Here is a 25,281-nt window from a genome sequence, read left to right as displayed (position 1 = left end):
GCGGTCTCCCCCCGGCGTTTCCGCTCGACCCTACGTTCGTCCCGCCTCAGCGCTTCCGCTCGACCCTGCGTTCGTCCCACACGGGCTCCCGAGTCTCTCGTACAACACCGTCCGAACCGAAGACCAGGAAACGGTCAAATGTGCGCGCGAACCAGCGGTCGTGCGTGACACACAGCACAGTGCCCTCGTAGGCCTCCAGGCCGTCCTGCAGCGCCTCCGCGGACTCCAGGTCCAGGTTGTCGGTGGGCTCGTCCAGCAGCAGGGCCGTGGTCCCCGCCAGCTCCAGCAGCAGGATCTGGAAACGGGCCTGCTGGCCGCCCGACAGCTTCTCGAACGGCTGGTCGCCCTGGCGCTCCAGCTCGTACCTGCGCAGCACCGACATCGCGGCGCCGCGGTCCTTCGCGCACTCCGTCCACAGGATGTCGACGAGGGTCCGGCCGAAGAGCTCCGGATGGGCGTGGGTCTGCGCGAAATGCCCGGGGACCACCCGCGCGCCCAGCTTCCAGTCACCCGTGTGCCGGACGTCCTCGCCGGCCAGCAGGCGCAGGAAGTGCGACTTGCCCGAGCCGTTCGAGCCGAGCACCGCGACCCGCTCCCCGTAGTAGACCTCCAGGGAGAACGGCTTCATCAGGCCCGTGAGCTCCAGGTTCTCCACGGTCAGCGCGCGCACGCCCGTACGGCCGCCCTTGAGCCGCATCCGGATGTCCTGCTCCCGCGGCGGCTCCGGCGGCGGCCCGGCCTCCTCGAACTTCTGGAAGCGGGTCTGCATCGCCTTGTACCGCGAGGCCATGTCGGGGCTGATCGCCGCCTGGTTGCGCAGCCGCAGCACCAGCGCCTTCAGCCGCGCGTGCTCCTCGTCCCAGCGCCGCTTGAGCTCCTCGAAGCGGGCGAAGCGCTCCTTGCGGGCGTCGTGGTAGGTGTCGAAGCCGGCACCGTGCACCCATACGTCCGTGCCCATCGGGCTCGGCTCCAGGCTGATGATCTTCTCGGCGGCCCGGGACAGCAGCTCCCGGTCGTGGGACACGAAGAGCACCGTCTTGCGGGTGGCCTTCAGCTGCTCCTCCAGCCACCGCTTGCCGGGCACGTCCAGATAGTTGTCCGGCTCGTCGAGCAGCAGCACCTCGTCCGGCCCGCGCAGCAGCGCCTCCAGCACCAGCCGCTTCTGCTCACCGCCCGACAGGGTGCGCACCTCGCGGAACTGGGCGGTGTCGTAGGGGATGGCCAGCGCGGCCGTCGTGCAGACGTCCCACAGGGTCTCCGCCTCGTAGCCCTGGACGTCGGCCCAGTCGCTGAGCGCCTGCGCGTACGCCATCTGGGCGGATTCGTCGTCCACCGTCATGATCAGGTGTTCGGCGTGGTCGACGGCCTTCGCGGCCGCCCGGATCCGCGGCTGCGCCACCGAGACGAGCAGGTCCCGTACGGTCGTCTCGTCCCGTACGGAGCCCACGAACTGGGACATCACCCCGAGGCCGCCGCTGACGGTGACCCCGCCGCCGTGCGGCTGGAGCTCACCCGAGATCAGCTTGAGCAGGGTGGTCTTGCCGGCCCCGTTCGCCCCGACGAGGGCGACCACCGCGCCCTCCCCCACCCGGAAGGAGACGTCGGGAAGCAGCACCCGCCCGTCGGGAAGGTAGTACTCCAGGTGGCTGGCTTCGAGATGTCCCATGCCGGGCATTGTCCAGGCCGGGGACCGATCCGCCCAAACGGATTAGCCGCGGCCCGGGGGCGGGGTCAGCAGCAGCCTGCGCCGGGCAGGGTCCGCATGTTGCGGGCCACCCGGCTGCGCTCGGCCAGCAGCTCGTCCGCCGGGTAGCCGACCTCCTCCAGGGTGAGCCCGTGCGGCTTCACGACGTGCACGGAGGAGTCCCGTACGGCGGCCCTGAGGACCTTCCCGGGCCAGTCGGTGGGCCGGTGGCCGTCGCCGACGTGCAGCAGGGCGCCCACCAGCGAGCGGACCATGTTGTGGCAGAAGGCGTCGGCGCGGACGGTCGCGGTGACGATCCCGTCCTCGGCGCGCTCCCAGCTGAGCTGCTGGAGGGTGCGGATGGTGGTGGCGCCCTCGCGCTTGCGGCAGTACGCGGCGAAGTCGTGCTCGCCGAGCAGCGGGGCGGCGGCCTCGTTCATGGCGTCCACGTCCAGCGGCCACGGGTGCCACAGCACGTGTCCGCGGCGCAGCGGGTCGACACCGCCCTGGTGGTCGCCGACCCGGTAGGCGTAGCGGCGCCAGATGGCGGAGAACCGGGCGTTGAAGCCCTCGGGGGCCTCGGCGACCTTCCACACCCGTACGTCGTGCGGCAGCCGGCCCGCGAGACGGCGCAGCAGCTTGTCGTGGTGCTCGGCCCACACCTCCTCGGCCAGGTCGAACTGGGCGACCTGCCCGCGGGCGTGCACGCCCGCGTCGGTCCGCCCGGCCACGGTCAGCTCCACCGGCTCCGGCAGCCGCATCACGGTCTGCAGGGCCGACTCCAGCTCGCCCTGCACGGTCCGCAGTACGCGCTGCTTCGCCCAGCCGGAGAAGTCCTTGCCGTCGTACGACAGGTCCAGCCGCACCCGGACGTGCCCGGGCTCCACCTCGTCACTCACGTGACCGATCCTCTCAGACGCAACGAAACGCAGAACGGGCCCGCCCCGGAGGGGGCGGGCCCGTTCAGAGCCGACCGAACAAGCTCGATCCCAGAGCGGGATCAAGCCTCAGGGTCATCCCCGCCGACGCGGGGAAACGCCTCAGGCGTCCTTCGACTCCTCGGCCGGAGCCTCGGACTCGGCGGGAGCCTCGGCCTTGGCCTCGGCCTCCTTCACGGCGCGCTTCGTGGCGGCCTCGGCCTCACCGGTGGCCTGCTGGGCCACGGTCAGGGCCTCGACCAGCTCGATCACGGCCATCGGGGCGTTGTCGCCGCGACGGTTGCCGATCTTGGTGATGCGCGTGTAACCACCGGGGCGGTTCTCGTAGCGCGGGGCGATCTCGGTGAAGAGCGTGTGGACGATGCTCTTGTCCGTGATCGTCTGGAGAACCAGGCGACGGTTGTGGATGTCGCCCTTCTTCGCCTTGGTGATCAGACGCTCGGCGACCGGACGCAGGCGGCGGGCCTTGGCCTCGGTCGTCGTGATGCGGCCGTGCTCGAAGAGCGACTTCGCGAGGTTCGCGAGGAGGTGCTTCTCGTGCGCGGCGCTGCCGCCCAGACGGGCACCCTTTGCGGGACGCGGCATGGTGTTACTCCTTCATATCTGCACCGGCCGTGTCAGGTACCGGTGTCAGTTCCCCCGGGGCGGATGCCGCGGGAAAGATCTACGGGTGCTGCTTAGTACTGCTCGGTCTCGACGAAACCGGCGTCCGCGTCGTCGTCGGCGCCGAAGGCGTCGGCGGCGGCGGTCGGGTCGAATCCGGGCGGGCTGTCCTTGAGGGCCAGGCCCATGCCGGCCAGCTTCGCCTTGACCTCGTCGATCGACTTCGCACCGAAGTTGCGGATGTCGAGCAGGTCGGCCTCGGAGCGGGCGACGAGCTCACCCACGGAGTGGATGCCCTCGCGCTTGAGGCAGTTGTACGACCGAACGGTGAGCTCCAGCTCCTCGATCGGCAGGGCCAGGTCGGCGGCCAGGGCGGCGTCCGTCGGGGACGGACCCATGTCGATGCCCTCGGCGTCGATGTTGAGCTCGCGGGCCAGACCGAACAGCTCGACCAGGGTCTTGCCGGCGGACGCCATGGCGTCACGCGGGCGCATGGCCTGCTTGGTCTCGACGTCGACGATCAGCTTGTCGAAGTCGGTGCGCTGCTCGACTCGGGTCGCCTCGACCTTGTAGGTGACCTTGAGGACCGGGCTGTAGATGGAGTCGACCGGGATACGGCCGATCTCCTGGCCCAGCTGCTTGTTCTGGACGGCGGAGACGTAGCCGCGACCGCGCTCGACGGTCAGCTCCATCTCCAGCTTGCCCTTGCCGTTGAGCGTGGCGAGGACCAGGTCCGGGTTGTGCACCTCGACACCGGCCGGGGGCGCGATGTCGGCAGCGGTGACCAGGCCGGGACCCTGCTTGCGCAGGTACATCACGACCGGCTCGTCGTGCTCCGAGGAGACGACCAGCTGCTTGATGTTGAGGATGAGGTCGGTGACGTCCTCCTTGACGCCCGGCACGGTGGTGAACTCGTGCAGGACACCGTCGATGCGGATGCTGGTGACAGCGGCACCCGGGATCGAGGAGAGGAGCGTACGGCGCAGGGAGTTGCCGAGGGTGTAGCCGAAGCCCGGCTCCAGCGGCTCGATCACGAACCGCGAGCGGTACTCGTCGACGACCTCTTCGGTCAGCGAAGGACGCTGAGCGATAAGCATGTCTGTGTTCCTTCAGTCGTGGACGCCCACTATTTGACGCCCGACAGGTACTGCTGGTTACTGCAAGGGTACGGGCGGCACGGCCCCCGAAGAGGTCGTACCGCCCGGACACTCAAAGACGCACAGGCGTCGCTGCGTCAGACGCGGCGGCGCTTCGGCGGGCGGCAGCCGTTGTGCGGGGTGGGGGTGACGTCCTGGATGGAGCCGACCTCCAGGCCGGTGGCCTGCAGGGAGCGGATCGCGGTCTCGCGGCCGGAGCCCGGACCCTTGACGAAGACGTCGACCTTGCGCATGCCGTGCTCCTGCGCGCGGCGGGCGGCCGACTCGGCGGCCATCTGCGCGGCGAAGGGGGTGGACTTGCGCGAGCCCTTGAAGCCGACGTGGCCGGCGGAGGCCCAGGAGATCACGTTGCCCGAGGGGTCCGTGATCGAGACGATCGTGTTGTTGAACGTGCTCTTGATGTGGGCGTGCCCGTGAGCGACGTTCTTCTTTTCCTTGCGGCGCACCTTCTTGGCAGCGCCCTGACGACCCTTGGGGGGCATCTAAATCTCCTACGGGAGGTGGTCGGTCCTACAGCGCAAGACCGCTGAACAGGACTACTTCTTGCCCGGCTTCTTCTTACCGGCGATCGCGCGACGCGGGCCCTTGCGGGTACGCGCGTTCGTGCTGGTGCGCTGACCGTGCACCGGCAGGCCACGACGGTGGCGGATGCCCTGGTAGCACTGGATCTCGATCTTGCGACGGATGTCGCCCTGGATCTCGCGGCGGAGGTCACCCTCGGTACGGAGGTTGGCGTCCACGTACTCGCGGATCTTGACGAGGTCCTCTTCGGCCAGGTCACGAACGCGGGTGTTCGGGTTCACGCCGGTGGAGGCGAGGATCTCCTTGGACCGGGTGCGCCCGATACCGAAGACGTAGGTGAGTGCGATCTCCACGCGCTTTTCGCGCGGGATGTCAACACCGGAAACGCGTGCCACAAATGGCTCCTGTGTGTTCGGGGGTCTTCCGCAGAACCACTCCCGACCGCCGACCACCCTGTTGAGTGGTGGTACGTCCGGGTCCCCGGCCCCCGCCGGAGGTACCGCCGGCCCCCTGCAGGGCTGGGCGGGTTCTGCGTATGTACGTTCTTACGTCGCGCTGAAGAACTGCGGAGTGCAGGTCGGTCGGCGTGCGTCAGCCCTGGCGCTGCTTGTGGCGCAGGTTGTCGCAGATGACCATGACCCGACCGTGACGGCGGATCACCTTGCACTTGTCGCAGATCTTCTTGACGCTCGGCTTGACCTTCATGTTGGTGAGGTTCTCCGGGTCAGTGCCACCACCCGCACCGGGACGGACGCCCAGGCAGGAGTGAGGACAAGATCTACTTGTATCGGTAGACGATCCGGCCACGCGTCAGGTCGTAGGGAGAGAGCTCCACCACGACCCGGTCATCGGGGAGGATGCGGATGTAGTGCATGCGCATCTTGCCGCTGATGTGCGCGAGGACCTTGTGACCGTTCTGGAGTTCCACCTTGAACATCGCGTTCGGGAGGGACTCGATCACGGTGCCCTCGATCTCGATGGCACCTTGCTTCTTGGCCACGCTTCGCCTTTCGAATCGGCTACCTTGATCAGCTCACGGGCATGGGAATGCACGTAAGCCGACGAGTCAGTCTACGTCAGGGCACCCAGAAAGACGAATCCGGAAAGTTTGCCCATGAGTCTAGATCATTAACCGAGCGGGTCCGGGGCCGTGAGCGGCTGCGCCGACTCCGTCCGCCGGCCCCGGGTACACCGCGCCGGGCGCCGCCACGGTGACCGGCCCCGGCGGTTGCCGGAGGCGTTCGATCCGTCGGGGTCGGGAGCGGTCCCGGATCAGCCCAGGGGATCCGGGGCCGTGGTGACCCCGTACTCCGCGAGCTTCGCCTTGCCGCAGTCCGGGCTGGTGAGCACGATCGGGCCCGCCTCCGTCAGGGCGATGGAGTGCTCCCAGTGCGAGGACCAGGTGCCGTCGGTCGTGATGACCGTCCAGTCGTCCGCCAGGACCTCCGTCTGGGGGGTGCCCAGGGAGACCATCGGCTCGATCGCCAGACAGATGCCCGGGACCAGCTTGATCCCCTTGCCCCGCTTGCGCGAGACGTAGTTCAGCAGGTGGGGGTCCATGTGCATCTCGGACCCGATGCCGTGGCCGCCGTAGTCCTCGATGATCCCGTACTTGCCGGTCACGGGCCGCGGCTGACGGCGGATGTAGCCCTCGATCGCCTTGGAGATGTCCACCAGGCGGTTGCCGTTCTTCATCGCGGCGATCCCGGCCCACATGGACTCTTCCGTCACCCGGGACAGCTCGATCAGCTCCGGGGCGTGACCGGTGCCGACGAAGGCCGTGTACGCGGCGTCCCCGTGCCAGCCGTCCACGATCGCGCCGGCGTCGATGGAGATGATGTCGCCGTCCTTGAGGACGGTCTTGTCGTCCGGGATGCCGTGGACGACGACCTCGTTGACCGAGGTGCAGATGGTGGCGGGGAAGCCGCCGTAACCCAGGAAGTTCGACTTGGCACCGGCGTCGGCGATGACCTTGCGGGCCACCATGTCCAGATCCCGCGTCGTGGCGCCCGGTACGGCCGCCTCACGGGTCGCCGCGTGGATCGCGGCGACGACCAGCCCCGCCTCGCGCATCTTCGCGATCTGCTCGGGGGTCTTGATCTGGACCATGGCTTGTGCCTTCCACCTTCGGATTGAGTCGTCTCAACAGTACGGCCGCGGCGTCCTGGGGACACCGCGGCCGTACCTGCAGAACAGGGGTACTACTTCTTGAGGGCGTCCATCGCGCGCTGCGTGACGTCCGCGACCTCACCGAGGGCCGGGATGGTCACCAGCAGGCCCTGGGCCTTGTAGTAGTCGATGATCGGCTCGGTCTGCGTGTGGTAGACCTCCAGCCGGTTGCGGACCGTCGCCTCGGAGTCGTCGTCGCGCTGGTACAGCTCGCCGCCGCAGGTGTCGCAGACACCCGCGGCCTTCGGGGCCGCGTAGACGACGTGGAACACGTGCGAGGAGTCGTTGCGGCAGATCCGGCGGCCGGCGATGCGCTTGACCACCTCGTCCTCCTCGACCTCCAGGTCGAGGACGGCGTCCAGCTTCATGGCCGCGGACTGGAGCATCTTGTCCAGTGCCTCGGCCTGGGAGACGTTGCGCGGGAAGCCGTCGAGCAGGAAGCCGTTCACGGCGTCCGGCTGCTCCATGCGGTCCTTGGCCATACCGATGGTGATCTCGTCGGGAACGAGGTCACCGGCATCCATGTAGGCCTTCGCGCGCCGGCCCAGCTCGGTGTTCTGGCTGATGTTGGCGCGGAACAGGTCGCCCGTGGAGATGTGCGGGATCGACAGGTTCTTCGCAAGGAACGCGGCCTGCGTTCCCTTGCCCGCACCGGGCGGTCCGACGAGGACGATTCGCATCAGCGGAGGAACCCTTCGTAATTACGCTGCTGGAGCTGGCTCTCGATCTGCTTCACGGTTTCCAGACCCACACCCACGATGATGAGGATGCTCGTCCCGCCGAACGGGAAGTTCTGGTTCGCTCCGAAGCCGGCCAACGCCATCGTCGGCACTAGAGCGATGAGACCCAGGTACAGCGACCCCGGCCAGGTGATCCGGTTGAGCACGTAGCTCAGGTACTCGGCGGTGGGTCGACCGGCGCGGATACCCGGGATGAACCCACCATACTTCTTCATGTTGTCTGCAACTTCCTCGGGGTTGAAAGAAATCGCCACGTAGAAGAACGCGAAGAAGACAATCAGGAGGAAGTAGGCAGCGATGTAGTACGGGTGGTCGCCCTTGACGAAGTGCTTCTGGATCCAGGTGGCCCAGCCGGCGGTGGATCCGCTGAACTGGACGATCAGCGCCGGGATGTAGAGCAGCGACGAAGCGAAGATGACGGGAATCACACCCGCCTGGTTCACCTTGAGCGGGATGTAGGTCGAGGTACCGCCGTACGCACGGCGGCCGATCATGCGCTTCGCGTACTGGACCGGGATCCGGCGCTGCGCCTGCTCGACGAAGACGACCAGGGCGACCATCGCGAGGCCGACGAGGATGACCACGCCGAACTCGACCCAGCCGTCGGCGATCTTGCCCTGGAGCTTGATCTGCCACAGGGCGCCGATGAAGCCGGCGGCGATCGAGATGAACATCAGGATCGACATGCCGTTGCCGATGCCGCGGTCGGTCACGAGCTCACCGAGCCACATGACGACGCAGGTACCGGCGGTCATGGTGACGACCATGACGATGGTGGTGAAGATCGACCGGTTCGGGACGATCTGGCTGGCGACCTGGCAGCCCTGGAACAGGGCGCCAGTGCGGGCGGTGGCGACGAGGCCGGTGCCCTGCAGGATCGCGAGTGCGACCGTCAGATAGCGCGTGTACTGAGTGATCTTGGCCGTGCCGGACTGGCCCTCTTTTTTGAGGTTCTCCAGCTTCGGAATGACCACGGTCAGCAGCTGCAGGATGATGCTCGCCGTGATGTAGGGCATGATCCCGAGCGCGAAGATCGTGATCTGCAGCAGCGCACCGCCGCTGAACATGTTGACGAGACCGAAGAGGCTGTTGCTGCTCCCGGCCTGGTCGACGCAGATCTGGACGTTCTTGTAGCTCACGCCGGGTACCGGGATGTGGGACCCGAGCCGGAACAGCACGATGATGCCGAGCGTGAAGAGCAGCTTCTTGCGCAGGTCGGGCGTCTTGAACGCCCGGGCGAACGCGGTGAGCACGGTGCCTCCTGCGACCCCCGCGCTACTGCGTCAGAGGTGACGGTCTGAGGGATCGACGAATACGTACAAGCAAAGGTGCAGGCCACCTTACCGGCGACTGCGCCCCCCGTGGAACGACCAACCGGGGATGCCCCATATGTGAGGCATCCCCGGTCGGGTTTTTACTCTCTATCTGTCACCTGGGTCCGTCTTAGACGAGCTCGGTGACGGTGCCGCCGGCAGCGGCGATCTTCTCCTTGGCGGAGCCGGAAACGGCGTCAACCGAAACCGTCAGCGCCACGGAGATCTCGCCCTGGCCGAGGACCTTGACGAGGCTGTTCTTGCGCACCGCGCCCTTGGCGACCAGGTCGGCCACCGTGACCTCTCCACCCTCGGGGTAGAGAGCCGCAAGCTTGTCCAGGTTGACGACCTGGAACTCGGTGCGGAACGGGTTCTTGAAGCCCTTGAGCTTCGGCAGGCGCATGTGGAGGGGCATCTGCCCACCCTCGAAGCGCTGCGGGATCTGGTAACGGGCCTTCTGGCCCTTCGTACCACGACCGGCCGTCTTACCCTTCGACGCCTCACCACGACCGACACGGGTCTTCGCGGTCTTGGCGCCGGGGGCGGGACGGAGGTTGTGGGCCTTCAGCGGGCTGTTCTCAGCCATGATTAGTCAACCTCCTCAACCGTCACGAGGTGGCGGACGGTGTGCACCATTCCGCGGAACTCGGGGCGGTCCTCCTTGACGACCACGTCGTTCAGGCGCTTGAGCCCGAGCGAACGCAGCGTGTCGCGGTGGTTCTGCTTGCTGCCGATGTACGACTTCGTCTGCGTGATCTTGAGGCGGGCCATTACGCGACACCCGCCCCGGCACGCGCACGAAGCAGAGCCGCGGGGGCCACGTCCTCAAGGGGCAGACCACGGCGAGCCGCGATCTCCTCGGGACGCTGCAGGCCCTTGAGGGCCGCCACGGTCGCGTGCACGATGTTGATCGCGTTGGACGAGCCAAGCGACTTCGACAGGATGTCGTGAACGCCGGCGCACTCCAGAACGGCGCGCACCGGGCCACCGGCGATAACACCGGTACCGGGGGAAGCCGGCTTCAGCAGCACGACGCCCGCGGCACGCTCACCCGTGATCGGGTGCGGGATGGTGCCCTGGATACGGGGAACCTTGAAGAAGTTCTTCTTGGCTTCCTCGACGCCCTTGGCAATGGCCGCGGGAACTTCCTTGGCCTTGCCGTAACCGACACCTACGGTGCCGTCACCGTCGCCCACCACGACCAGCGCGGTGAAGCTGAAGCGGCGACCACCCTTGACAACCTTGGCGACGCGGTTGATCGCGACAACGCGCTCAACGTAAGCGGTCTTCTCGGCGGCAGCGCCACCGTCGCGACCCTTCCGGTCCCGCCGCTCGCCGCCACCGGCACCGCTTCCGCGGCGCTGGGGTCCAGCCATTGGATTACCTCTCTCTGTTACGTCCGTGAGTCCCGGAACCGGGGCTTAGAACTTCAGCCCGGCTTCGCGGGCGGCGTCAGCCAGAGCGGCAATGCGCCCGGCGTATCGGTTGCCACCGCGGTCGAACACGACGGTCTCGACACCCGCAGCCTTGGCACGCTCGGCGACGAGCGCGCCGACAGCCTGGGCCTGGGCGCTCTTGTCGCCTTCGCCACCGCGGATCGAAGCGTCCAGGGTCGACGCCGACGCAAGGGTGTGACCCTTGAGGTCGTCGATGACCTGGGCAACGATGTTGCGGTTGGAACGCGTCACGACGAGGCGCGGACGCTCCGCCGTACCCGAGACGTTCTTGCGGATGCGGATGTGGCGGCGAGCCTTGGCAGCGCGCTTGTAGGCGTCGCCCTTGGCGATCTTCACACCGTATGCCATGGCTACTTACCAGCCTTTCCGACCTTGCGGCGGATGACCTCGCCGGCGTACTTGACACCCTTGGCCTTGTACGGGTCGGGCTTCCGCAGCTTGCGGATGTTGGCGGCGACCTCGCCGACCTTCTGCTTGTCGATGCCCTCGACCGTGAACTTGGTGGGCGACTCGACCTTGAACGAGATGCCCTCGGGCGCCTCGACCAGGATCGGGTGGCTGTAGCCAAGCTGGAACTCCAGAGCGGAGCCCTTCGCGGCGACGCGGTAACCAACACCGCTGATTTCGAGAGCCTTGACGTACCCCGTGGTCACACCGGTGATCATGTTCGCCACCAGCGTGCGGGACAGGCCGTGCAGGGCCTTGTTCTGACGCTCGTCGTTGGGGCGGGTGACGTTCAGAACGCCGTCCTCACCCTTGACGATCTCGATCGGCGCGGCGACGGTGTGCGAGAGGAGACCCTTGGGGCCCTTCACCGCGACCGTGCGGCCATCGATGGTGACGTCCACACCGGCGGGAACCTGGATGGGGAGCTTGCCGATTCGCGACATTGCTTTTCCTCCGTTCCCGACTACCAGACGTAGGCGAGGACTTCCCCACCTACGCCCTTCTTGCCTGCCTGCTGGCCGGTCAGGAGACCGTGGGACGTGGAGATGATCGCCACGCCCAGGCCGCCGAGGACCTTCGGCAGGTTGGTGGACTTCGCGTACACGCGCAGACCGGGCTTCGAGATCCGCTTGATGCCCGCGATGGAGCGCTCACGGTTCGGCCCGAACTTCAGCTCAAGGACGAGGTTCTTGCCGACTTCGGCGTCCTCGACCTTCCAGCCGGTGATGAAACCCTCCTGCTTGAGGATCTCCGCGATGTGCGACTTGATCTTGCTGTGCGGCATCACGACGGTGTCGTGGTACGCCGAGTTAGCGTTACGCAGACGCGTGAGCATGTCTGCGATCGGGTCAGTCATGGTCATGAAGTGGCCTTCGGCCTCTCTCGCCGGGGTTTCCTGTATGCGCCATCCCTCTCCCCACTCAGTGGCGGGACGGGTGCGGTGCGGGGACCTACGGCGTAGTAAGTCGTTATGGGCGGCGGACGCCCAACCCCACAAGCCTACGGCATGCGGGGCCGGGCACCCACCGTCCAGATGCTTACCGAGAGTCTCTGGTTCTCTCCAAGTCCCTAAGGACGGAAGGGAATTACCAGGAGCTCTTGGTCACGCCCGGCAGCTCGCCACGGTGAGCCATCTCACGAAGGCAGACGCGGCACAGGCCGAACTTGCGGTACACGGAGTGGGGGCGACCGCAGCGCTGGCAGCGGGTGTACGCACGCACACCGAACTTGGGCTTGCGGGCAGCCTTCGCGATGAGAGCCTTCTTCGCCATCTCGCTTACGCCTCCTTGAAGGGGAAGCCGAGGTGACGAAGGAGCGCGCGGCCCTCAGCGTCGTTGGTCGCCGTGGTGACCACGGTGATGTCCATACCCCGGGTACGGTCGATCTTGTCCTGGTCGATCTCGTGGAACATGACCTGCTCCGTGAGACCGAAGGTGTAGTTGCCACGGCCGTCGAACTGCTTCGGCGACAGACCGCGGAAGTCACGGATACGCGGCAGCGCGAGCGACAGCGTACGGTCCAGGAACTCCCACATGCGGTCACCACGGAGGGTGACGTGGCAGCCGATCGGCTGACCCTCGCGCAGCTTGAACTGCGCGATGGACTTGCGGGCCTTCGTGACGGCCGGCTTCTGACCGGTGATCGTCGTCAGGTCGCGGATGGCGCCGTCGATCAGCTTGGAGTCGCGGGCGGCGTCGCCCACACCCATGTTGACCACGATCTTCACGAGGCCGGGGATCTGCATGACGTTCTCGTACGAGAACTCCTCACGCAGCTTGCCGGTGATCTCCTCGCGGTACTTCGTCTTGAGACGCGGAGTGGTAGCCATCAGATGTCCTCACCCGTCCGCTTGGCAACGCGGATCTTGTTGCCCTCGTCGTCGAAGCGGTAGCCGACGCGGGTGACGACCTTCTTGCCGTCCTTCTCCACAACCAGCTGAACGTTGCTCACGTGGACCGGGGCCTCGGTGATCACGATGCCGCCGGCCTGGTTCTGCGCAGCCTTGGTGTGCTTCTTGACCCGGTTGACACCCTCGACGAGGACGCGGTTCTCGCTGGGCATGGCCGCGATGACCTTGCCCTGCTTGCCCTTGTCCTTACCGGTGATGACCTGGACCAGGTCGCCCTTCTTGATCTTCATGCTTACAGCACCTCCGGCGCGAGCGAGATGATCTTCATGAACTTCTTCTCGCGCAGCTCACGGCCGACGGGGCCGAAGATACGGGTGCCGCGAGGGTCGCCGTCGTTCTTCAGAATGACAGCGGCGTTCTCGTCGAAGCGGATGTACGAGCCGTCCTGGCGGCGGCGCTCCTTGACGGTGCGAACGATGACCGCCTTGACGACGTCACCCTTCTTCACGTTGCCACCGGGGATCGCATCCTTGACGGTGGCGACGATGACGTCACCGATGCCCGCGTAGCGGCGACCGGAGCCACCGAGAACACGGATGCAAAGGATCTCCTTGGCACCAGTGTTGTCGGCGACACGCAGTCGCGACTCCTGCTGGATCACGTCTATCTCCTGATTGTCTGCCGGTTCCCGGCGAGGGGTCCGTTGCCGGAGCCCCTCGCCGAGCCTGGCGGAACTGACCTGAGGGAAATCCCCTCAGGTGATTACTTGGCCTTTTCGAGGATCTCGACGATGCGCCAGCGCTTGCTCGCCGACAGCGGACGCGTCTCCATGATGAGGACGCGGTCGCCGACACCGGCAGCGTTCTGCTCGTCGTGAGCCTTGAGCTTGTTCGTACGGCGGATGACCTTGCCGTACAGGGCGTGCTTGACGCGGTCCTCAACGGCGACGACGACGGTCTTGTCCATCTTGTCGCTGACGACCAGACCCTCGCGGGTCTTGCGGAAGCCGCGCTCGGTCTTGTTCTCAGTCACGTTGTTCTCGCTCATCAGGCGCTCTCCACCGTCTCGATGCCCAGCTCGCGCTCGTGCATCAGGGTGTAGATCCGGGCGATGTCCTTACGGACGGACTTGAGCCGACCGTTGTTCTCCAGCTGGCCCGTGGCAGCCTGGAAGCGCAGCTTGAACAGCTCTTCCTTGGCCTCGCGCAGCTTGCCAACGAGCTCCTCGTTGCCGAGCTCACGCAGCTCGGACGCCTTGGTTCCCGTTGCCATCACGACTCACCTGCCTCGCGCCGCACAATCCGGCACTTCATCGGAAGCTTGTGAGCAGCGCGGGTGAGCGCCTCACGAGCAATCTTCTCGTTCGGGTAGGACAGCTCGAACATGACCCGACCCGGGTGCACGTTGGCGATCCACCACTCGGGAGAACCCTTACCGGAACCCATGCGGGTCTCGGCGGGCTTCTTCGTCAGCGGACGGTCCGGGTAGATGTTGATCCAGACCTTGCCGCCACGCTTGATGTGGCGGGTCATCGCAATACGAGCCGCCTCGATCTGGCGGTTCGTCACGTAGGCGGGGGTGAGCGCCTGGATGCCGTACTCGCCGAACGAGACCTCAGTACCGCCCTTGGCCATACCGCGGCGCTTCGGGTGGTGCTGCTTGCGGTGCTTGACCCTACGAGGGATCAGCATGTCGGTCAGGCCTCCGTTCCGGTGCTCTCAGCCGGAGCAGCGGCAGCGGCCTCGGCCTTGGGGGCCTCGGCAGCAGCAGCCTGCTGCGGCTTGCGGCCACCACGGCCGCCGCGCTCGCCACCACGGCCACCACGGCCGGCGGGACGGTCGCCAGCGCCGGCACCACGGGCCGGGCGGTTACCCGCACGGGCCGCAGCGTTCTCGGCGCGAACCTCGGCGATGTTCTTGACGTCGCCCTTGTAGATCCAGACCTTCACGCCGATACGGCCGAAGGTGGTCTTGGCCTCGAAGAAGCCGTAGTCCACGTTCGCGCGCAGCGTGTGCAGCGGCACACGACCCTCGCGGTAGAACTCGGAGCGGGACATCTCGGCGCCGCCGAGACGGCCGCCGCACTGGATCTTGATGCCCTTGGCGCCGGCCTTCATGGTGCCCTGCATGCTCTTGCGCATGGCACGACGGAAGGAGACGCGGGAGGAGAGCTGCTCGGCAACGGCCTGGGCAACCAGCTGAGCGTCGAGCTCGGGGTTCTTGACCTCGAGGATGTTCAGCTGGACCTGCTTGCCCGTGAGCTTCTCAAGGTCGCCGCGGATGCGGTCGGCCTCGGCGCCACGGCGGCCGATGACGATGCCCGGACGAGCGGTGTGGATGTCCACACGCACGCGGTCACGGGTGCGCTCGATCTCAACCTTCGAGATGCCGGCGCGCTCCATGCCGGACGTCATCATCCGACGGATGGCGACGTCTTCCTTGACGTAGTCCTTGTACAGCTTGTCGGCGTACCAACGCGACTTGAAGTCGGTGGTGATGCCGAGCCGGAACCCGTGCGGGTTTACCTTCTGGCCCATTACCGGGAACCTTCCTTGCTGCTGACGACCACGGTGATGTGGCTGGTCCGCTTGCGGATCCGGTAGGCACGGCCCTGGGCACGCGGACGGAACCGCTTCAGGGTCGGACCCTCGTCCACGAACGCCTCGCTGATGAACAGCGAAGAGGCGTCCGGGTGGTTGTAGTTGTGTGCGGCGTTGGCAATGGCGCTGTCCAGCACCTTGCCGACCGGCACGCTCGCGGCCTGCGGGGCGAAACGCAGGACCGCCTGAGCCTCCGTGGCATCCATGCCACGGATAAGGTCCACCACGCGGCGGGCCTTCATGGGCGTGACGCGGATGTACCGCGCCTGGGCCCTGGCTTCCATGGTTGTCCCTTCGGTGTAAGTCATAGTCGTAACCACCCCGCCTTTAGCGGCGCTTCGACTTCCGGTCGTCCTTGACGTGGCCGCGGAAGGTGCGAGTCGGCGAGAACTCGCCGAGCTTGTGGCCGACCATCGACTCGGTGACGAACACCGGGACGTGCGTCTTGCCGTTGTGCACCGCGATGGTGTGACCCAGCATCGCCGGGATGATCATCGAGCGACGGGACCAGGTCTTGATGACGTTCTTGGTACCAGCTTCGTTCTGAGCGTCCACCTTCTTGATGAGGTGGTCGTCGACGAAGGGTCCCTTCTTGAGACTGCGCGGCATCTAAACCCGCTCCTAGCGCTTCTTGTTCGTCTTGCGGCGGCGGACGATGTACTTGTTCGAAGCCTTCTTCGGCGAACGAGTACGACCCTCCTTCTGACCCCACGGGGAGACCGGGTGGCGACCACCACTGGTCTTGCCCTCACCACCACCGTGCGGGTGGTCAACCGGGTTCATCGCGACACCGCGGACGGACGGGCGAACGCCCTTCCAGCGCATACGGCCGGCCTTGCCCCAGTTGATGTTCGACTGCTCGGCGTTGCCGACCTCGCCGACCGTGGCGCGGCAGCGCGCGTCGACGAGACGGATCTCGCCGGACGGCATGCGGAGGTGGGCCATGGTGCCCTCCTTCGCCAGCAGCTGCACGGAGGCACCCGCGGAACGGGCGAACTTGGCGCCACCACCGGGACGGAGCTCGATCGCGTGGATCGTGGTACCGACCGGGATGTTGCGGAGCGCCAGGTTGTTGCCGGGCTTGATGTCGGCCGTGGGGCCGTTCTCAATCCGGTCGCCCTGGTTCAGACCGCGGGGAGCGATGATGTAGCGCTTCTCGCCGTCCGCGTAGTGCAGGAGCGCGATGCGCGCGGTGCGGTTGGGGTCGTACTCGATGTGCGCGACCTTGGCCGGCACGCCGTCCTTGTCGTGACGACGGAAGTCGATCACGCGGTAGGCGCGCTTGTGTCCACCACCCTGGTGGCGAACAGTGATCCGACCGGTGTTGTTACGGCCGCCCTTGCTGTGCAGCGGGCGAACCAGCGACTTCTCCGGCGTGGACCGCGTGATCTCGACAAAGTCGGCGACGCTGGAGCCACGACGGCCCGGGGTCGTCGGCTTGTACTTGCGGATACCCATTTCTCAGTCCTCGTCCGATTCCGGACGACTCAGGACTCCGTTAGGAGGCCTGGCCGCCGAAGATGTCGATACGGTCGCCCTCAGCGAGGGTCACGATGGCGCGCTTGGTGTCAGCACGCTTGCCGAAACCGGTCTTGGTGCGCTTGCGCTTACCCTGACGGTTGATCGTGTTGACCCCGGTGACCTTGACCGAGAAGACCGCCTCGACGGCCTGCTTGATCTGGGTCTTGTTGGCGCCGGGCGCGACGATGAACGTGTACTTGTTCTCGTCCAGCAGCGCGTAGCTCTTCTCCGAGACAACCGGCTTGATCAGCAGGTCGCGCGGGTCAGTGAAGGTCTTGCTGGTAACGGTCGCCTCAGACATCAGGCGTCGCTCCCTTCGGTCTCGTCGGCCTTGGGGCCAGACACGAAGGACTCCAGCGCGGCCTGGGTGAAGACCACGTCGTCAGAGACGATCACGTCGTACGTGTTGAGCTGGCCCGGCTCCAGGATGTGAACCTGGGGCAGGTTGCGGGCGGACAGCCACGCGGCCTCGTCGGCACGCTCGACGACCAGGAGCAGGTTCTTGCGCTCCGTGATCTTGCCGAACAGCGTCTTGGCGGCCTTCGTGGAGACGGCACCCTCGACCACGCCGGTGACGACGTGGATGCGGGAGTGACGCGCACGGTCCGAGAGGGCACCGCGGAGGGCGGCGGCCTTCATCTTCTTCGGGGTCCGCTGCGAGTAGTCACGCGGCTGCGGGCCGTGGACGACGCCACCGCCGGCGAACTGCGGAGCGCGGGTCGAACCCTGACGGGCGCGGCCGGTGCCCTTCTGGCGGTAAGGCTTCTTGCCACCACCACGGACTTCGCCACGGGTCTTGGTCTTGTGCGTGCCCTGACGGGCAGCAGCCAGCTGGGCGACGACGACCTGGTGGATCAGCGGAACGCTGGTCTTCGCGTCGAAGATCTCCGCGGGGAGCTCGACGGTACCGGCCTTGTCGCCTGCCGGCGAAAGGATGTCAATGGTGCTCATTAACCTCAAGCCCCCTTGGCCGCGGTACGGACCAGGACGAGGCCGCCGTTCGGACCGGGGACTGCGCCCTTGATGAGGAGCAGACCCTTCTCCGCGTCTACCGCGTGGATGGTCAGGTTCTGGGTGGTGACGCGCTCGTTGCCCATACGACCAGCCATGCGCATGCCCTTGAAGACACGCCCAGGGGTGGCGCAGCCACCGATCGAACCGGGGGAGCGGTGCTTGCGCTGCACACCGTGACCGGCGCCGAGGCCCCGGAAGTTGTGGCGCTTCATGACACCGGCGAAGCCCTTGCCCTTGCTCTTGCCCGTGACGTCAACCTTGACGCCGGACTCGAACACCTCAGCAGTGATCTCCTGGCCGAGCGTGTACTCGCTGGCGTCGGAGGTGCGGAGCTCCACCAGGTGGCGGCGCGGGGTCACATCGGCCTTGGCGAAGTGGCCCTTGAGGGGCTTGTTCACCTTGCGCGGGTCGATCTCGCCGAAGGCGATCTGGACCGACTCGTAGCCGTCGGTGTCGTTCGTACGGACCTGGGTAACGACGCAGGGCCCGGCCTTGACGACGGTCACCGGGACGACACGGTTGTTCTCGTCCCAGACCTGGGTCATGCCGAGCTTCTCGCCCAGGACGCCCTTGATCTGCTTTGCCATCTTCTCGACGCCTCTCAGAGCTTGATCTCGATGTCAACGCCGGCCGGAAGGTCCAGGCGCATCAGCGAGTCAACGGTCTTGGGCGTCGGGTCGAGGATGTCGATCAGGCGCTTGTGCGTGCGCATCTCGAAGTGCTCGCGCGAGTCCTTGTACTTGTGCGGCGACTTGATGACGCAGTACACGTTCTTCTCAGTGGGCAGCGGCACCGGGCCTGCGACCGACGCACCAGTGCGGGTCACCGTCTCGACGATCTTCTTCGCCGAGGAGTCGATGACCTCGTGGTCGTAGGCCTTGAGCCGGATGCGGATCTTCTGTCCCGCCATGGCTACTCCGTAGTCCTGTCTGTTGTGGAAACGCTCTGGCTCCCGGTCGGCTGTGGACGGATCCACCGCTTCTCTCCGACCCACGCGGTCGGGCGTGTCGCACTCCCTCTCAGAAAATTCCCATACGGAAATTCCCTCATCCAAGGGGGTGCGGTCCCAGGACCGCGGTTCGGGGGAGAAACACCCACCGAGCGCCTGGCAGGCACCGTGCTGTCGCTTCCCAGAAGATTCCCGTACGTCCGCCCCATTGCTGCCCCGGAAGGCAGATAAAGGCGACGAGTACTGTGGGACTCGCTTCCGGTCCTCCCGGCGGGAGGCGCGCAGCATCGGCACTCAGCCGAGCAACTTGAGTAGTCTGCCATACAAGACACGTACTGCGCCAATCGGGCCGAAGAGAATACCCCCCAGCGGTGAGTGGTCAAACCGCGCCACGCGAACCGACGGCCCGGGCCTCCCTTGGGGTGCCCGGGCCAGGCCGTGCAGCTGCCCCGGTCAGGATCGGGAGAGGGTCCCGCAGCCTTCCGGAGGGCCGGTCTCCGTGCTCCTGCTCCGGTCGTACGGGTCCACGGGCGTACCCGAGGGTGTGGGCCCGGTCGGCGTGTCCTCGTCGAAGACGGGGTGCAGGAACCCGTCGTAGATGTCGCACCCGCTGTTGGCGAGGTTGACGCCGACCTTCTCCAGCCAGAGCTTGCCGGCGGTGGCCTGCCACTTGCGCGGGTCCGCGACCGAGAAGGTGATCTCGCGCCGCACGATCGTGCGCTCCACCTGCTCGGCGCCCGGCTTCGCCTTCACGAACGGGTAGACGAAGGTGTAGTCGGTCAGCACGTTGGCCTGGCCGGCCTCCTTGCCGGGCTCCACCCACATCCGGCCACGGACCTTGACCACGTCGCCGACGGGCTTGAGCTCGGCCGGCTTGATGCGGGTGAACAGGTCCAGCGGGTCGTTCTCCTTCGTCGGAGCCGCCAGCGACTGCTCCAGGCGGCCCAGTTCGTCCCCCAGCTTCGGGTCGAGCAGCGCCAGTGCCGCCGCGGGCCGCTCCCCGCGCAGGGTCGCCGGATCCAGGTTGGCCGCGACCAGGAACTGTTTGGCGTTCTCCAGTGCGTCGGCGACCCGCTCCTTGCTCATGCCGCCGACGGCCTCGGCCTCCGGCACCTCGATCCCGGCCGCCCCGTCGGCCCACTGCAGGGCCGGAGAGCCCTTGAAGGGCTCCTTGAGCGTGGGCTGGTCCGGGGGCAGCGTGGAGGGCGCGGCGGTGGGCCGGGCGGTCTCCGCCGCCAGCGGCTCGCGGGCCTCGTCGTTCTGCGCGGCCTTGCCGGTGACGCGGTCGATGACCAGCTCCGGTCGGAGGGTGATCAGCGCGAGGGCGGCTATGAAGACGACGGCCGCCGCGGCCTTGAGCCGCCGCTTGCCCCTCCCCCGCCCTTCCCTCTCCTGCCAGGCCGGACCGGTGCGCCAGCCGGGCGGCTCGTCGGCCTCGGCGCGCAGCCGCGCGGTGACCATGCGCGCCCGGGCGGACGGCTCCTGGGGAGCCCGGCCCGGGCCCGCCGCGGCCTGCTCCATGAACCGGGCCCACTCCTGGTCGGAGACGGCCGGTATGTCGTCGTCGTTCGTTCCCATGTCCCACCCCTGAAATGTCCGGGGCCCCCAGGACCTGGTCCTGGGGGCCCCGCGTCGCTGCTCAGTTCACTTGCTGAAGTAACCCGTGATGTCCGCGATGAGGTCCACGGTGCCCTGGTTGTTGAAGAAGCTGACCTTCCCGTCCACGACCGGGACGACCACCAGGTTCGGGATCGTCTGGCCGGGCGTGAAGTTCAGGTTCGAGGCGCTCGTGCGGGTCGTTCCGCTCGGGTAGACCGACACGAAGCTGGGCTGCGTCGGGTTCGTCGCCGTCACGTTCAGCACCACGGCCGTCACACCCGTCGCCGGGATCCCGTTCGTACCGGCCACCGGCAGCGTCACCACACCGCCCGCGCCGACCTTCGCCGCCGGCACACCGAGGCCCGTACGCGTGTCCATCAGACGCTTCGGACCGATGTTCGTGTGCGTCGCACCGTCACCGGCCGAGGTGAAGTAGCCCGTGATGTCCGCGATCAGGTCCACGGTGCCCTGATTGTTGAAGAAGCTCACCTTCCCGTCCACCACCGGGACCACGACCAGGTTCGGGATGGTCAGGCCGGGGGTGAAGTTCAGGTTCGACGCGCTCGTACGGGTCGTACCGCTCGGGTAGACCGACACGAAGCTCGGCTCGGTGGGGTTCGTCGCCGTCACGTTCAGCACCACGGCCGTCACACCCGTCGCCGGGATCCCGTTCGTACCGGCCACCGGCAGCGTCACCACACCGCCCGCGCCGACCTTCGCCGCCGGCACGCCCAGACCCGTACGCGTGTCCATCAGACGCTTCGGACCGATGTTCGTGTGCGTCGCACCCTCACCGGCCGAGGTGAAGTAGCCCGTGATGTCCGCGATCAGGTCCACGGTGCCCTGATTGTTGAAGAAGCTCACCTTCCCGTCCACCACCGGGACGACCACGAGGTTCGGGATCGTCTGGCCGGGCGTGAAGTTCAGGTTCGACGCGCTCGTACGGGTCGTACCGCTCGGGTAGACCGACACGAAGCTCGGCTCGGTGGGGTTCGTCGCCGTCACGTTCAGCACCACGGCCGTCACATCCGCCGCCGGGATCCCGTTCGTACCGGCCACCGGCAGCGTCACCACGCCACCCGCACCGACCTTCGCCTGCGGCACACCGAGGCCCGTACGCGTGTCCATCAGACGCTTCGGGGTGACTGGGGTGAACTTGGCGGTCTTCACCTCGGCGACGACCTTGACGGGCAGGCTGACGGAGGTCTTGCCGTTGAGCGCGGTCGCCTTGACCTGGACCTGGTGGGTGCCGTTGGTCAGGGTCGTGATCGCCGTCCGGGCCGTGCCGGGGGCCGTCGCGGCCGAGACTCCGTCGACCAGTAGCTCGAAGGAGCCGATGCGGGCGCTCGCCGTGGCGGTCGACCAGCCGACGGACAGGACGCCGTCGGACTTGCCGTCGACGCCGGCCTGGACCGGCACCCCGTTGACGGTGGTCAGGTTCAGCTGCGCCGCGGGGCCGGAGGTGCGGATCGCGTCGAGCTGGCCGTAGAGCGAGTTGCCCGGGCACTCGGTGTTGAAGCCGTCCCGGTGGCCCGACAGCGTCTTGAACGTGTACGTCTGGCCCTTGACGAAATCGGTGCCGAAGTAGTTCTTCTGCGTGTCGCCCGCGGTCAGCGTGGTCGTGCCGTTCATGTCGCCGTCGTACTGGCCGAGCTTGTAGGCCGCGATCCTGGAAATGGCGTCCTGAGCGGCGGCCGAGGCGCCCGCGGCGTTGTAGTCACCGAGGACGGCGATACCCGCGGACTCGGAGTTCCAGCCGTAGGTGTGCGCGCCGAGGACGGGCTGGTCGATACCGCCCTGCCGCCCCTCGAAGATCGTGCCGCACTTGTCGACGAGGAAGTTGTAGCCGAGGTCGCGCCAGCCGTTGGTCTTCACGTGGTAGACGTGGATGCCCCGGACGATCGCCGCGGACTGCGAGCAGTCGTACGGCTGGGCGTCGGCGGTGTGGTGGACGAAGACCGCCTTGACCTTGGCGCCCGGCAGGTAGATCGGGCCCTCGTCGTTCAGCGATTCGTCGGCGCCCCACGCGAGGCGCGAGACCACGCTGGGCTGCGGGGCCGTGGAGGCCGGTCCGGGGTCCGCCGTGGTGGCGGCGAAGGCGGCCGGGCCGGCGTTCAGGGCCCCGCTCTCGGCGCTGCTCTTCTGGGCGCTGCTCTTCTTCGCCGGGCTGCCGGAGCCGCCCGGGTCCACCAGGTTCAGCTCCAGCCCGGCGGGCAGTGCGCCGCCGCCGCTGATCCGTACCTCGGCACCGTCGGAGGCACCGACCCAGACGGGCTCCGTGGAGCCGTGCGCGCCGGGGCGTACGCCGTCCAGCCCGGCCTTGACCGGGTCGAGGGCGATCCAGCGCGACCACTTGCCGGTCTTCGCGTCGCGGGCGCGGGCCTCGATGGTGCCCTTCACCTCGGCCGCGGGGTCCGTCCAGGACACGCCCAGCATGCCGAAGGGCTGGGTGCCGCGCTGGGAGAGCACGGCCTCGCCGGCGCCCTTGGGCTGGAGGGCGAGCTTGTGCACCTCCCCCTCGACCGGCCCGGTCTCCTTGGCGTCGGCGCCGTACGCGGCCGCCGCCGGCCCCTTGCCGCCCGGGGGATCCAGTTCGGCTCCCCCGGCCATTCCCTGAATGCCCAGTACCGCTGCGGCACCGAGCGCGGCCGCCAGAGCGGTACCGCGCACACGACTCAGTCTCACCTTGTTCCCCCCACCCCTTATGGCTGGTGCGCCATAGGACACGACTCTCGGGGCGGATGCTACTGGTGGGGTATGACAGGGGGTGCGGGCGGGGGGCCACCCCGGGCTACCGGAGTGGGCGGCCCTATTTCCTGTCTGTGGCCTTCTCCGCCTCGGCCGCCGCCTTCCGGGCGTCCCTCTCGGCCTGGGCGTCCCGCTCGATGTCCGCCCGCGACCGCACGCGCTTGGGCGCCTTCATCCCGCAGACGGCGGGCCAGTCGTCGGCCACGATGCCGGCGCACCAGATGTAGTCCTGGATGGGACCGGGCTTCCAGTCGTCCTTCTCGATGTCCTTGCAGTCCTTGACGGGCGAGAAGCGCGGGCAGCTGCCGTCCCGCTGCTTGATGGTGTGGGCACGGTACGCGTCGATGCCCATGGAGTCGACGTCGGCCGAGGGCATGTAGCGGTTGACGGACCAGGACGCGCCCATGGTCGCGAACAGGGCGACCACGCACACCATGCCGGCGGCGAGCTGGCGGACCACCCGCCGCGGAACGACCGGGGCGCGCCCGGCCCCCGGCCCCGCCCCGGCCGGGCGCAGCGTGCGCTCGATCCACCCGGAGCCCCGGTTGACGGCCGCCATGACGCCGAGCACGGCGAGGATCATCAGGCAGTACATGATGATCCACGTGGTGCGCGGGTAGAGCTGGATGGCCTTGTCGTGGGCCATGCGCCCGGCGAACCAGAAGCGGGCGAGCCAGGCGCCGGCCAGGACCGCCGCCGCGGTGCGGACCATGACGTTGCGCAGGCCGAGGCCGAGGCCGAGGCCCACCCCGAGGAGCAGCAGCAGGGCGAACCCGCTCTGGCCCGCCAGCTCGCCGGCGGCCGGCCAGGTCTGGTAGGTCAGGGTCCCGGACCGGTCCGAGACCCAGCCGAGGACGTACGTGGGGTCCGCGTAGACGGCGAGGAAGGCGTAGCGGTCGGGGTTCTCCGCGCCCAGCCGGACCATCTGGTACAGCAGCGGGGCCCCGACGACGACCGTCGACGCCAGGGTGGCCCCTATGTACAGGCCGGCCCGCTTGGCCGCCGCGGCGCCCTGGCGCCACGGGAAGAAGAACAGGGCGGCCAGGACCGCGCCGGGTGCGGCCCAGATGTACCAGCCGGAGTACCACAGGAACAGGGCGCCGAAGATCAGGCCGAGGCCGGTGCCGCGCACGAGCAGGTGCCGCGTGGTGCGCCGGCCGGCCCGGCGCATCTCGCGCAGCCAGTATCCGAGCAGCGGCAGCAGCACGATCATGACGATGTGGCTGTACGGACGGATCGGGTCGAGGAAGACCACCGCGGCCGGGACCGCGATCAGCAGCGCCCAGAAGGGCCGCAGCAGTATCCGCCAGGCCAGGTAGGCCATCGGACCGGCCACGGCGGTGAAGAGGATCTGGAGGTCGTGCAGGGCGAAGCCGGTCTCGCCGCGGCCGTTGTAGCGGACCTTCGCCCAGAGGGCCATCAGGGCCGGGAAGGCGGGCGGGTAGATGCCCGACATCCCCTCGTGGTGCAGGAACGAGTTGGCCATGTCGATCAGGACGCCCGGGTCGCCCTCCTGGCCGCCGAGCGGGTGGGGCGTGCCGCGCAGGGCGACGACGACACCGCCCGCGATCACGCCGGTGGCCAGGCCCGCGAGGGCGGCGCAGACGAGGCGCTTCACCAGCTGGTGGCGCCGGGCGGCGCCCCGGTGGGCGGTGTACAGGAGCAGTCCGAGCAGCGGCAGGCCGATGAGCGCGACGTACAGCTGGAGCTTGGCGAGGCCGCTGACCTGGCCGAGGCGGACGATCGGGTTCACGCTGACGTGCCGGCTGAGCAGCACGTAGCCGAGGGCTGCCGTGATGCTGACGACGGCCTCGGCGAGGGCGAGCACCCGGCGCCGGGACGTCCACGGGCGGCGGGCCGGTACCGGGGACGAGACGGGCTTGCCGTCCGCGGCACCGGTACCAGTCCGGCTCTGTGCCGTGCCGGGTTCTCCGACGACCCCGGGGGCCAGGTGTGTCATCTCAGTCCAATTC

35 protein-coding genes are annotated in these 25,281 nt (G+C 67.7%); all 35 read right to left on the bottom strand.

The features are described 5' to 3' along the window. Positions 1-46 precede the first annotated feature (46 nt). The 35 genes from AC0666_RS21825 to AC0666_RS21655 all read right to left on the bottom strand — a co-directional run bounded on the left by AC0666_RS21825 (position 47) and on the right by AC0666_RS21655 (position 25,268). The gene (locus tag AC0666_RS21825) at positions 47-1,666 is read right to left on the bottom strand and encodes an ABC-F family ATP-binding cassette domain-containing protein (protein ID WP_468962846.1); all 1,620 of its coding nucleotides are present in this window, start codon (positions 1,664-1,666) and stop codon (positions 47-49) included. A 65-nt stretch (positions 1,667-1,731) separates the two neighbouring features. Beyond that, positions 1,732-2,583, bottom strand: coding sequence for a tRNA pseudouridine(38-40) synthase TruA (gene truA, locus AC0666_RS21820; RefSeq protein WP_468962845.1), 852 nt, complete (start codon positions 2,581-2,583; stop codon positions 1,732-1,734). A gap of 141 nt (positions 2,584-2,724) precedes the next feature. After that, on the bottom strand, positions 2,725-3,207 hold the full coding sequence (rplQ, locus tag AC0666_RS21815; protein WP_361720221.1) for a 50S ribosomal protein L17: 483 nt from the start codon (positions 3,205-3,207) through the stop codon (positions 2,725-2,727). A 92-nt stretch (positions 3,208-3,299) separates the two neighbouring features. Next, positions 3,300-4,322 (bottom strand): DNA-directed RNA polymerase subunit alpha, encoded by a 1,023-nt coding sequence (locus AC0666_RS21810; RefSeq protein ID WP_010473911.1) that lies wholly within the window; start codon positions 4,320-4,322, stop codon positions 3,300-3,302. A gap of 137 nt (positions 4,323-4,459) precedes the next feature. Next, positions 4,460-4,864: a 30S ribosomal protein S11 gene (gene rpsK / locus AC0666_RS21805; RefSeq protein WP_003956432.1), complete on the bottom strand. Its 405-nt coding sequence runs from the start codon at positions 4,862-4,864 to the stop codon at positions 4,460-4,462. A 54-nt stretch (positions 4,865-4,918) separates the two neighbouring features. Then, on the bottom strand, positions 4,919-5,299 hold the full coding sequence (gene rpsM, locus AC0666_RS21800) for a 30S ribosomal protein S13 (protein ID WP_007265919.1): 381 nt from the start codon (positions 5,297-5,299) through the stop codon (positions 4,919-4,921). A gap of 196 nt (positions 5,300-5,495) precedes the next feature. Continuing rightward, the gene (gene rpmJ / locus AC0666_RS21795) at positions 5,496-5,609 is read right to left on the bottom strand and encodes a 50S ribosomal protein L36 (RefSeq protein WP_003956441.1); all 114 of its coding nucleotides are present in this window, start codon (positions 5,607-5,609) and stop codon (positions 5,496-5,498) included. Between the two features lie 73 nt (positions 5,610-5,682). Next, positions 5,683-5,904, bottom strand: a complete 222-nt coding sequence (gene infA, locus AC0666_RS21790; protein WP_003956442.1) for a translation initiation factor IF-1 — start codon at positions 5,902-5,904, stop codon at positions 5,683-5,685. 272 nt (positions 5,905-6,176) lie between these two features. After that, complete coding sequence (gene map / locus AC0666_RS21785) at positions 6,177-7,013, bottom strand: type I methionyl aminopeptidase (RefSeq protein ID WP_478708144.1); 837 nt, start codon at positions 7,011-7,013, stop codon at positions 6,177-6,179. 92 nt (positions 7,014-7,105) lie between these two features. After that, on the bottom strand, positions 7,106-7,753 hold the full coding sequence (locus AC0666_RS21780) for an adenylate kinase (protein ID WP_356851284.1): 648 nt from the start codon (positions 7,751-7,753) through the stop codon (positions 7,106-7,108). Beyond that, positions 7,753-9,066 (bottom strand): preprotein translocase subunit SecY, encoded by a 1,314-nt coding sequence (gene secY / locus AC0666_RS21775; RefSeq protein ID WP_030298219.1) that lies wholly within the window; start codon positions 9,064-9,066, stop codon positions 7,753-7,755. Before secY ends, AC0666_RS21780 begins: the two co-directional genes overlap by 1 nt. 190 nt (positions 9,067-9,256) lie before the next feature. Beyond that, entirely contained in the window at positions 9,257-9,712 is a 456-nt protein-coding gene (gene rplO, locus AC0666_RS21770; protein ID WP_356851286.1) for a 50S ribosomal protein L15, read from the bottom strand. Between the two features lie 2 nt (positions 9,713-9,714). Continuing rightward, a complete protein-coding gene (gene rpmD / locus AC0666_RS21765; RefSeq protein WP_005313525.1) occupies positions 9,715-9,897 on the bottom strand; it encodes a 50S ribosomal protein L30 in 183 nt (60 codons plus the stop codon). After that, the gene (gene rpsE, locus AC0666_RS21760; protein ID WP_361720211.1) at positions 9,897-10,502 is read right to left on the bottom strand and encodes a 30S ribosomal protein S5; all 606 of its coding nucleotides are present in this window, start codon (positions 10,500-10,502) and stop codon (positions 9,897-9,899) included. Before rpsE ends, rpmD begins: the two co-directional genes overlap by 1 nt. A gap of 45 nt (positions 10,503-10,547) precedes the next feature. Next, positions 10,548-10,931, bottom strand: coding sequence for a 50S ribosomal protein L18 (gene rplR, locus AC0666_RS21755; RefSeq protein WP_356851287.1), 384 nt, complete (start codon positions 10,929-10,931; stop codon positions 10,548-10,550). Between the two features lie 2 nt (positions 10,932-10,933). Further along, positions 10,934-11,473: a 50S ribosomal protein L6 gene (gene rplF / locus AC0666_RS21750; protein WP_356851288.1), complete on the bottom strand. Its 540-nt coding sequence runs from the start codon at positions 11,471-11,473 to the stop codon at positions 10,934-10,936. 20 nt (positions 11,474-11,493) lie between these two features. Next, on the bottom strand, positions 11,494-11,892 hold the full coding sequence (gene rpsH / locus AC0666_RS21745; protein WP_007265911.1) for a 30S ribosomal protein S8: 399 nt from the start codon (positions 11,890-11,892) through the stop codon (positions 11,494-11,496). 223 nt (positions 11,893-12,115) lie between these two features. Continuing rightward, positions 12,116-12,301, bottom strand: coding sequence for a type Z 30S ribosomal protein S14 (locus tag AC0666_RS21740; RefSeq protein WP_003956452.1), 186 nt, complete (start codon positions 12,299-12,301; stop codon positions 12,116-12,118). A gap of 5 nt (positions 12,302-12,306) precedes the next feature. Further along, positions 12,307-12,858 (bottom strand): 50S ribosomal protein L5, encoded by a 552-nt coding sequence (gene rplE / locus AC0666_RS21735; RefSeq protein WP_356851289.1) that lies wholly within the window; start codon positions 12,856-12,858, stop codon positions 12,307-12,309. Further along, on the bottom strand, positions 12,858-13,169 hold the full coding sequence (rplX, locus tag AC0666_RS21730) for a 50S ribosomal protein L24 (RefSeq protein ID WP_249767358.1): 312 nt from the start codon (positions 13,167-13,169) through the stop codon (positions 12,858-12,860). Before rplX ends, rplE begins: the two co-directional genes overlap by 1 nt. Before the next feature lie 2 nt (positions 13,170-13,171). Beyond that, positions 13,172-13,540, bottom strand: coding sequence for a 50S ribosomal protein L14 (rplN, locus tag AC0666_RS21725; protein ID WP_003956455.1), 369 nt, complete (start codon positions 13,538-13,540; stop codon positions 13,172-13,174). Positions 13,541-13,641: 101 nt separating this feature from the next. Then, a complete protein-coding gene (gene rpsQ / locus AC0666_RS21720) occupies positions 13,642-13,926 on the bottom strand; it encodes a 30S ribosomal protein S17 (protein WP_030773830.1) in 285 nt (94 codons plus the stop codon). Continuing rightward, entirely contained in the window at positions 13,926-14,150 is a 225-nt protein-coding gene (gene rpmC / locus AC0666_RS21715) for a 50S ribosomal protein L29 (RefSeq protein ID WP_008739703.1), read from the bottom strand. Before rpmC ends, rpsQ begins: the two co-directional genes overlap by 1 nt. Further along, positions 14,150-14,569 carry a 50S ribosomal protein L16 gene (rplP, locus tag AC0666_RS21710; RefSeq protein WP_030026326.1) on the bottom strand — a complete coding sequence of 140 codons (420 nt, stop codon included), beginning with the start codon at positions 14,567-14,569 and terminating at the stop codon, positions 14,150-14,152. The genes rpmC and rplP overlap by 1 nt, the downstream gene beginning before the upstream one ends. A 5-nt stretch (positions 14,570-14,574) precedes the next feature. Further along, the gene (gene rpsC, locus AC0666_RS21705) at positions 14,575-15,414 is read right to left on the bottom strand and encodes a 30S ribosomal protein S3 (RefSeq protein WP_114053739.1); all 840 of its coding nucleotides are present in this window, start codon (positions 15,412-15,414) and stop codon (positions 14,575-14,577) included. Continuing rightward, entirely contained in the window at positions 15,414-15,761 is a 348-nt protein-coding gene (rplV, locus tag AC0666_RS21700) for a 50S ribosomal protein L22 (protein ID WP_136213228.1), read from the bottom strand. The genes rpsC and rplV overlap by 1 nt, the downstream gene beginning before the upstream one ends. Positions 15,762-15,804: 43 nt before the next feature. Beyond that, the gene (gene rpsS / locus AC0666_RS21695) at positions 15,805-16,086 is read right to left on the bottom strand and encodes a 30S ribosomal protein S19 (protein ID WP_166628878.1); all 282 of its coding nucleotides are present in this window, start codon (positions 16,084-16,086) and stop codon (positions 15,805-15,807) included. A 12-nt stretch (positions 16,087-16,098) separates the two neighbouring features. Further along, positions 16,099-16,935 carry a 50S ribosomal protein L2 gene (gene rplB / locus AC0666_RS21690; protein WP_356851291.1) on the bottom strand — a complete coding sequence of 279 codons (837 nt, stop codon included), beginning with the start codon at positions 16,933-16,935 and terminating at the stop codon, positions 16,099-16,101. 40 nt (positions 16,936-16,975) lie between these two features. After that, a complete protein-coding gene (rplW, locus tag AC0666_RS21685; RefSeq protein WP_030298212.1) occupies positions 16,976-17,299 on the bottom strand; it encodes a 50S ribosomal protein L23 in 324 nt (107 codons plus the stop codon). Then, on the bottom strand, positions 17,299-17,949 hold the full coding sequence (gene rplD, locus AC0666_RS21680; RefSeq protein ID WP_468962835.1) for a 50S ribosomal protein L4: 651 nt from the start codon (positions 17,947-17,949) through the stop codon (positions 17,299-17,301). The genes rplW and rplD overlap by 1 nt, the downstream gene beginning before the upstream one ends. A gap of 5 nt (positions 17,950-17,954) precedes the next feature. Then, on the bottom strand, positions 17,955-18,599 hold the full coding sequence (gene rplC / locus AC0666_RS21675) for a 50S ribosomal protein L3 (RefSeq protein ID WP_468584883.1): 645 nt from the start codon (positions 18,597-18,599) through the stop codon (positions 17,955-17,957). A gap of 14 nt (positions 18,600-18,613) precedes the next feature. Further along, complete coding sequence (rpsJ, locus tag AC0666_RS21670) at positions 18,614-18,922, bottom strand: 30S ribosomal protein S10 (protein ID WP_003948644.1); 309 nt, start codon at positions 18,920-18,922, stop codon at positions 18,614-18,616. A gap of 492 nt (positions 18,923-19,414) precedes the next feature. Continuing rightward, complete coding sequence (locus AC0666_RS21665; RefSeq protein WP_478708143.1) at positions 19,415-20,539, bottom strand: hypothetical protein; 1,125 nt, start codon at positions 20,537-20,539, stop codon at positions 19,415-19,417. A gap of 66 nt (positions 20,540-20,605) precedes the next feature. Beyond that, entirely contained in the window at positions 20,606-23,230 is a 2,625-nt protein-coding gene (locus tag AC0666_RS21660) for an N-acetylmuramoyl-L-alanine amidase (RefSeq protein ID WP_478708142.1), read from the bottom strand. Between the two features lie 139 nt (positions 23,231-23,369). Then, entirely contained in the window at positions 23,370-25,268 is a 1,899-nt protein-coding gene (locus AC0666_RS21655) for a hypothetical protein (protein ID WP_468962829.1), read from the bottom strand. Positions 25,269-25,281 lie beyond the last annotated feature (13 nt).

It is taken from the genome of Streptomyces sp. NPDC043680 (assembly GCF_056436685.1).
The sequence above is the reverse complement of the archived record's forward strand: the minus strand, read 5'-3'. Positions and strand labels throughout refer to the sequence as shown.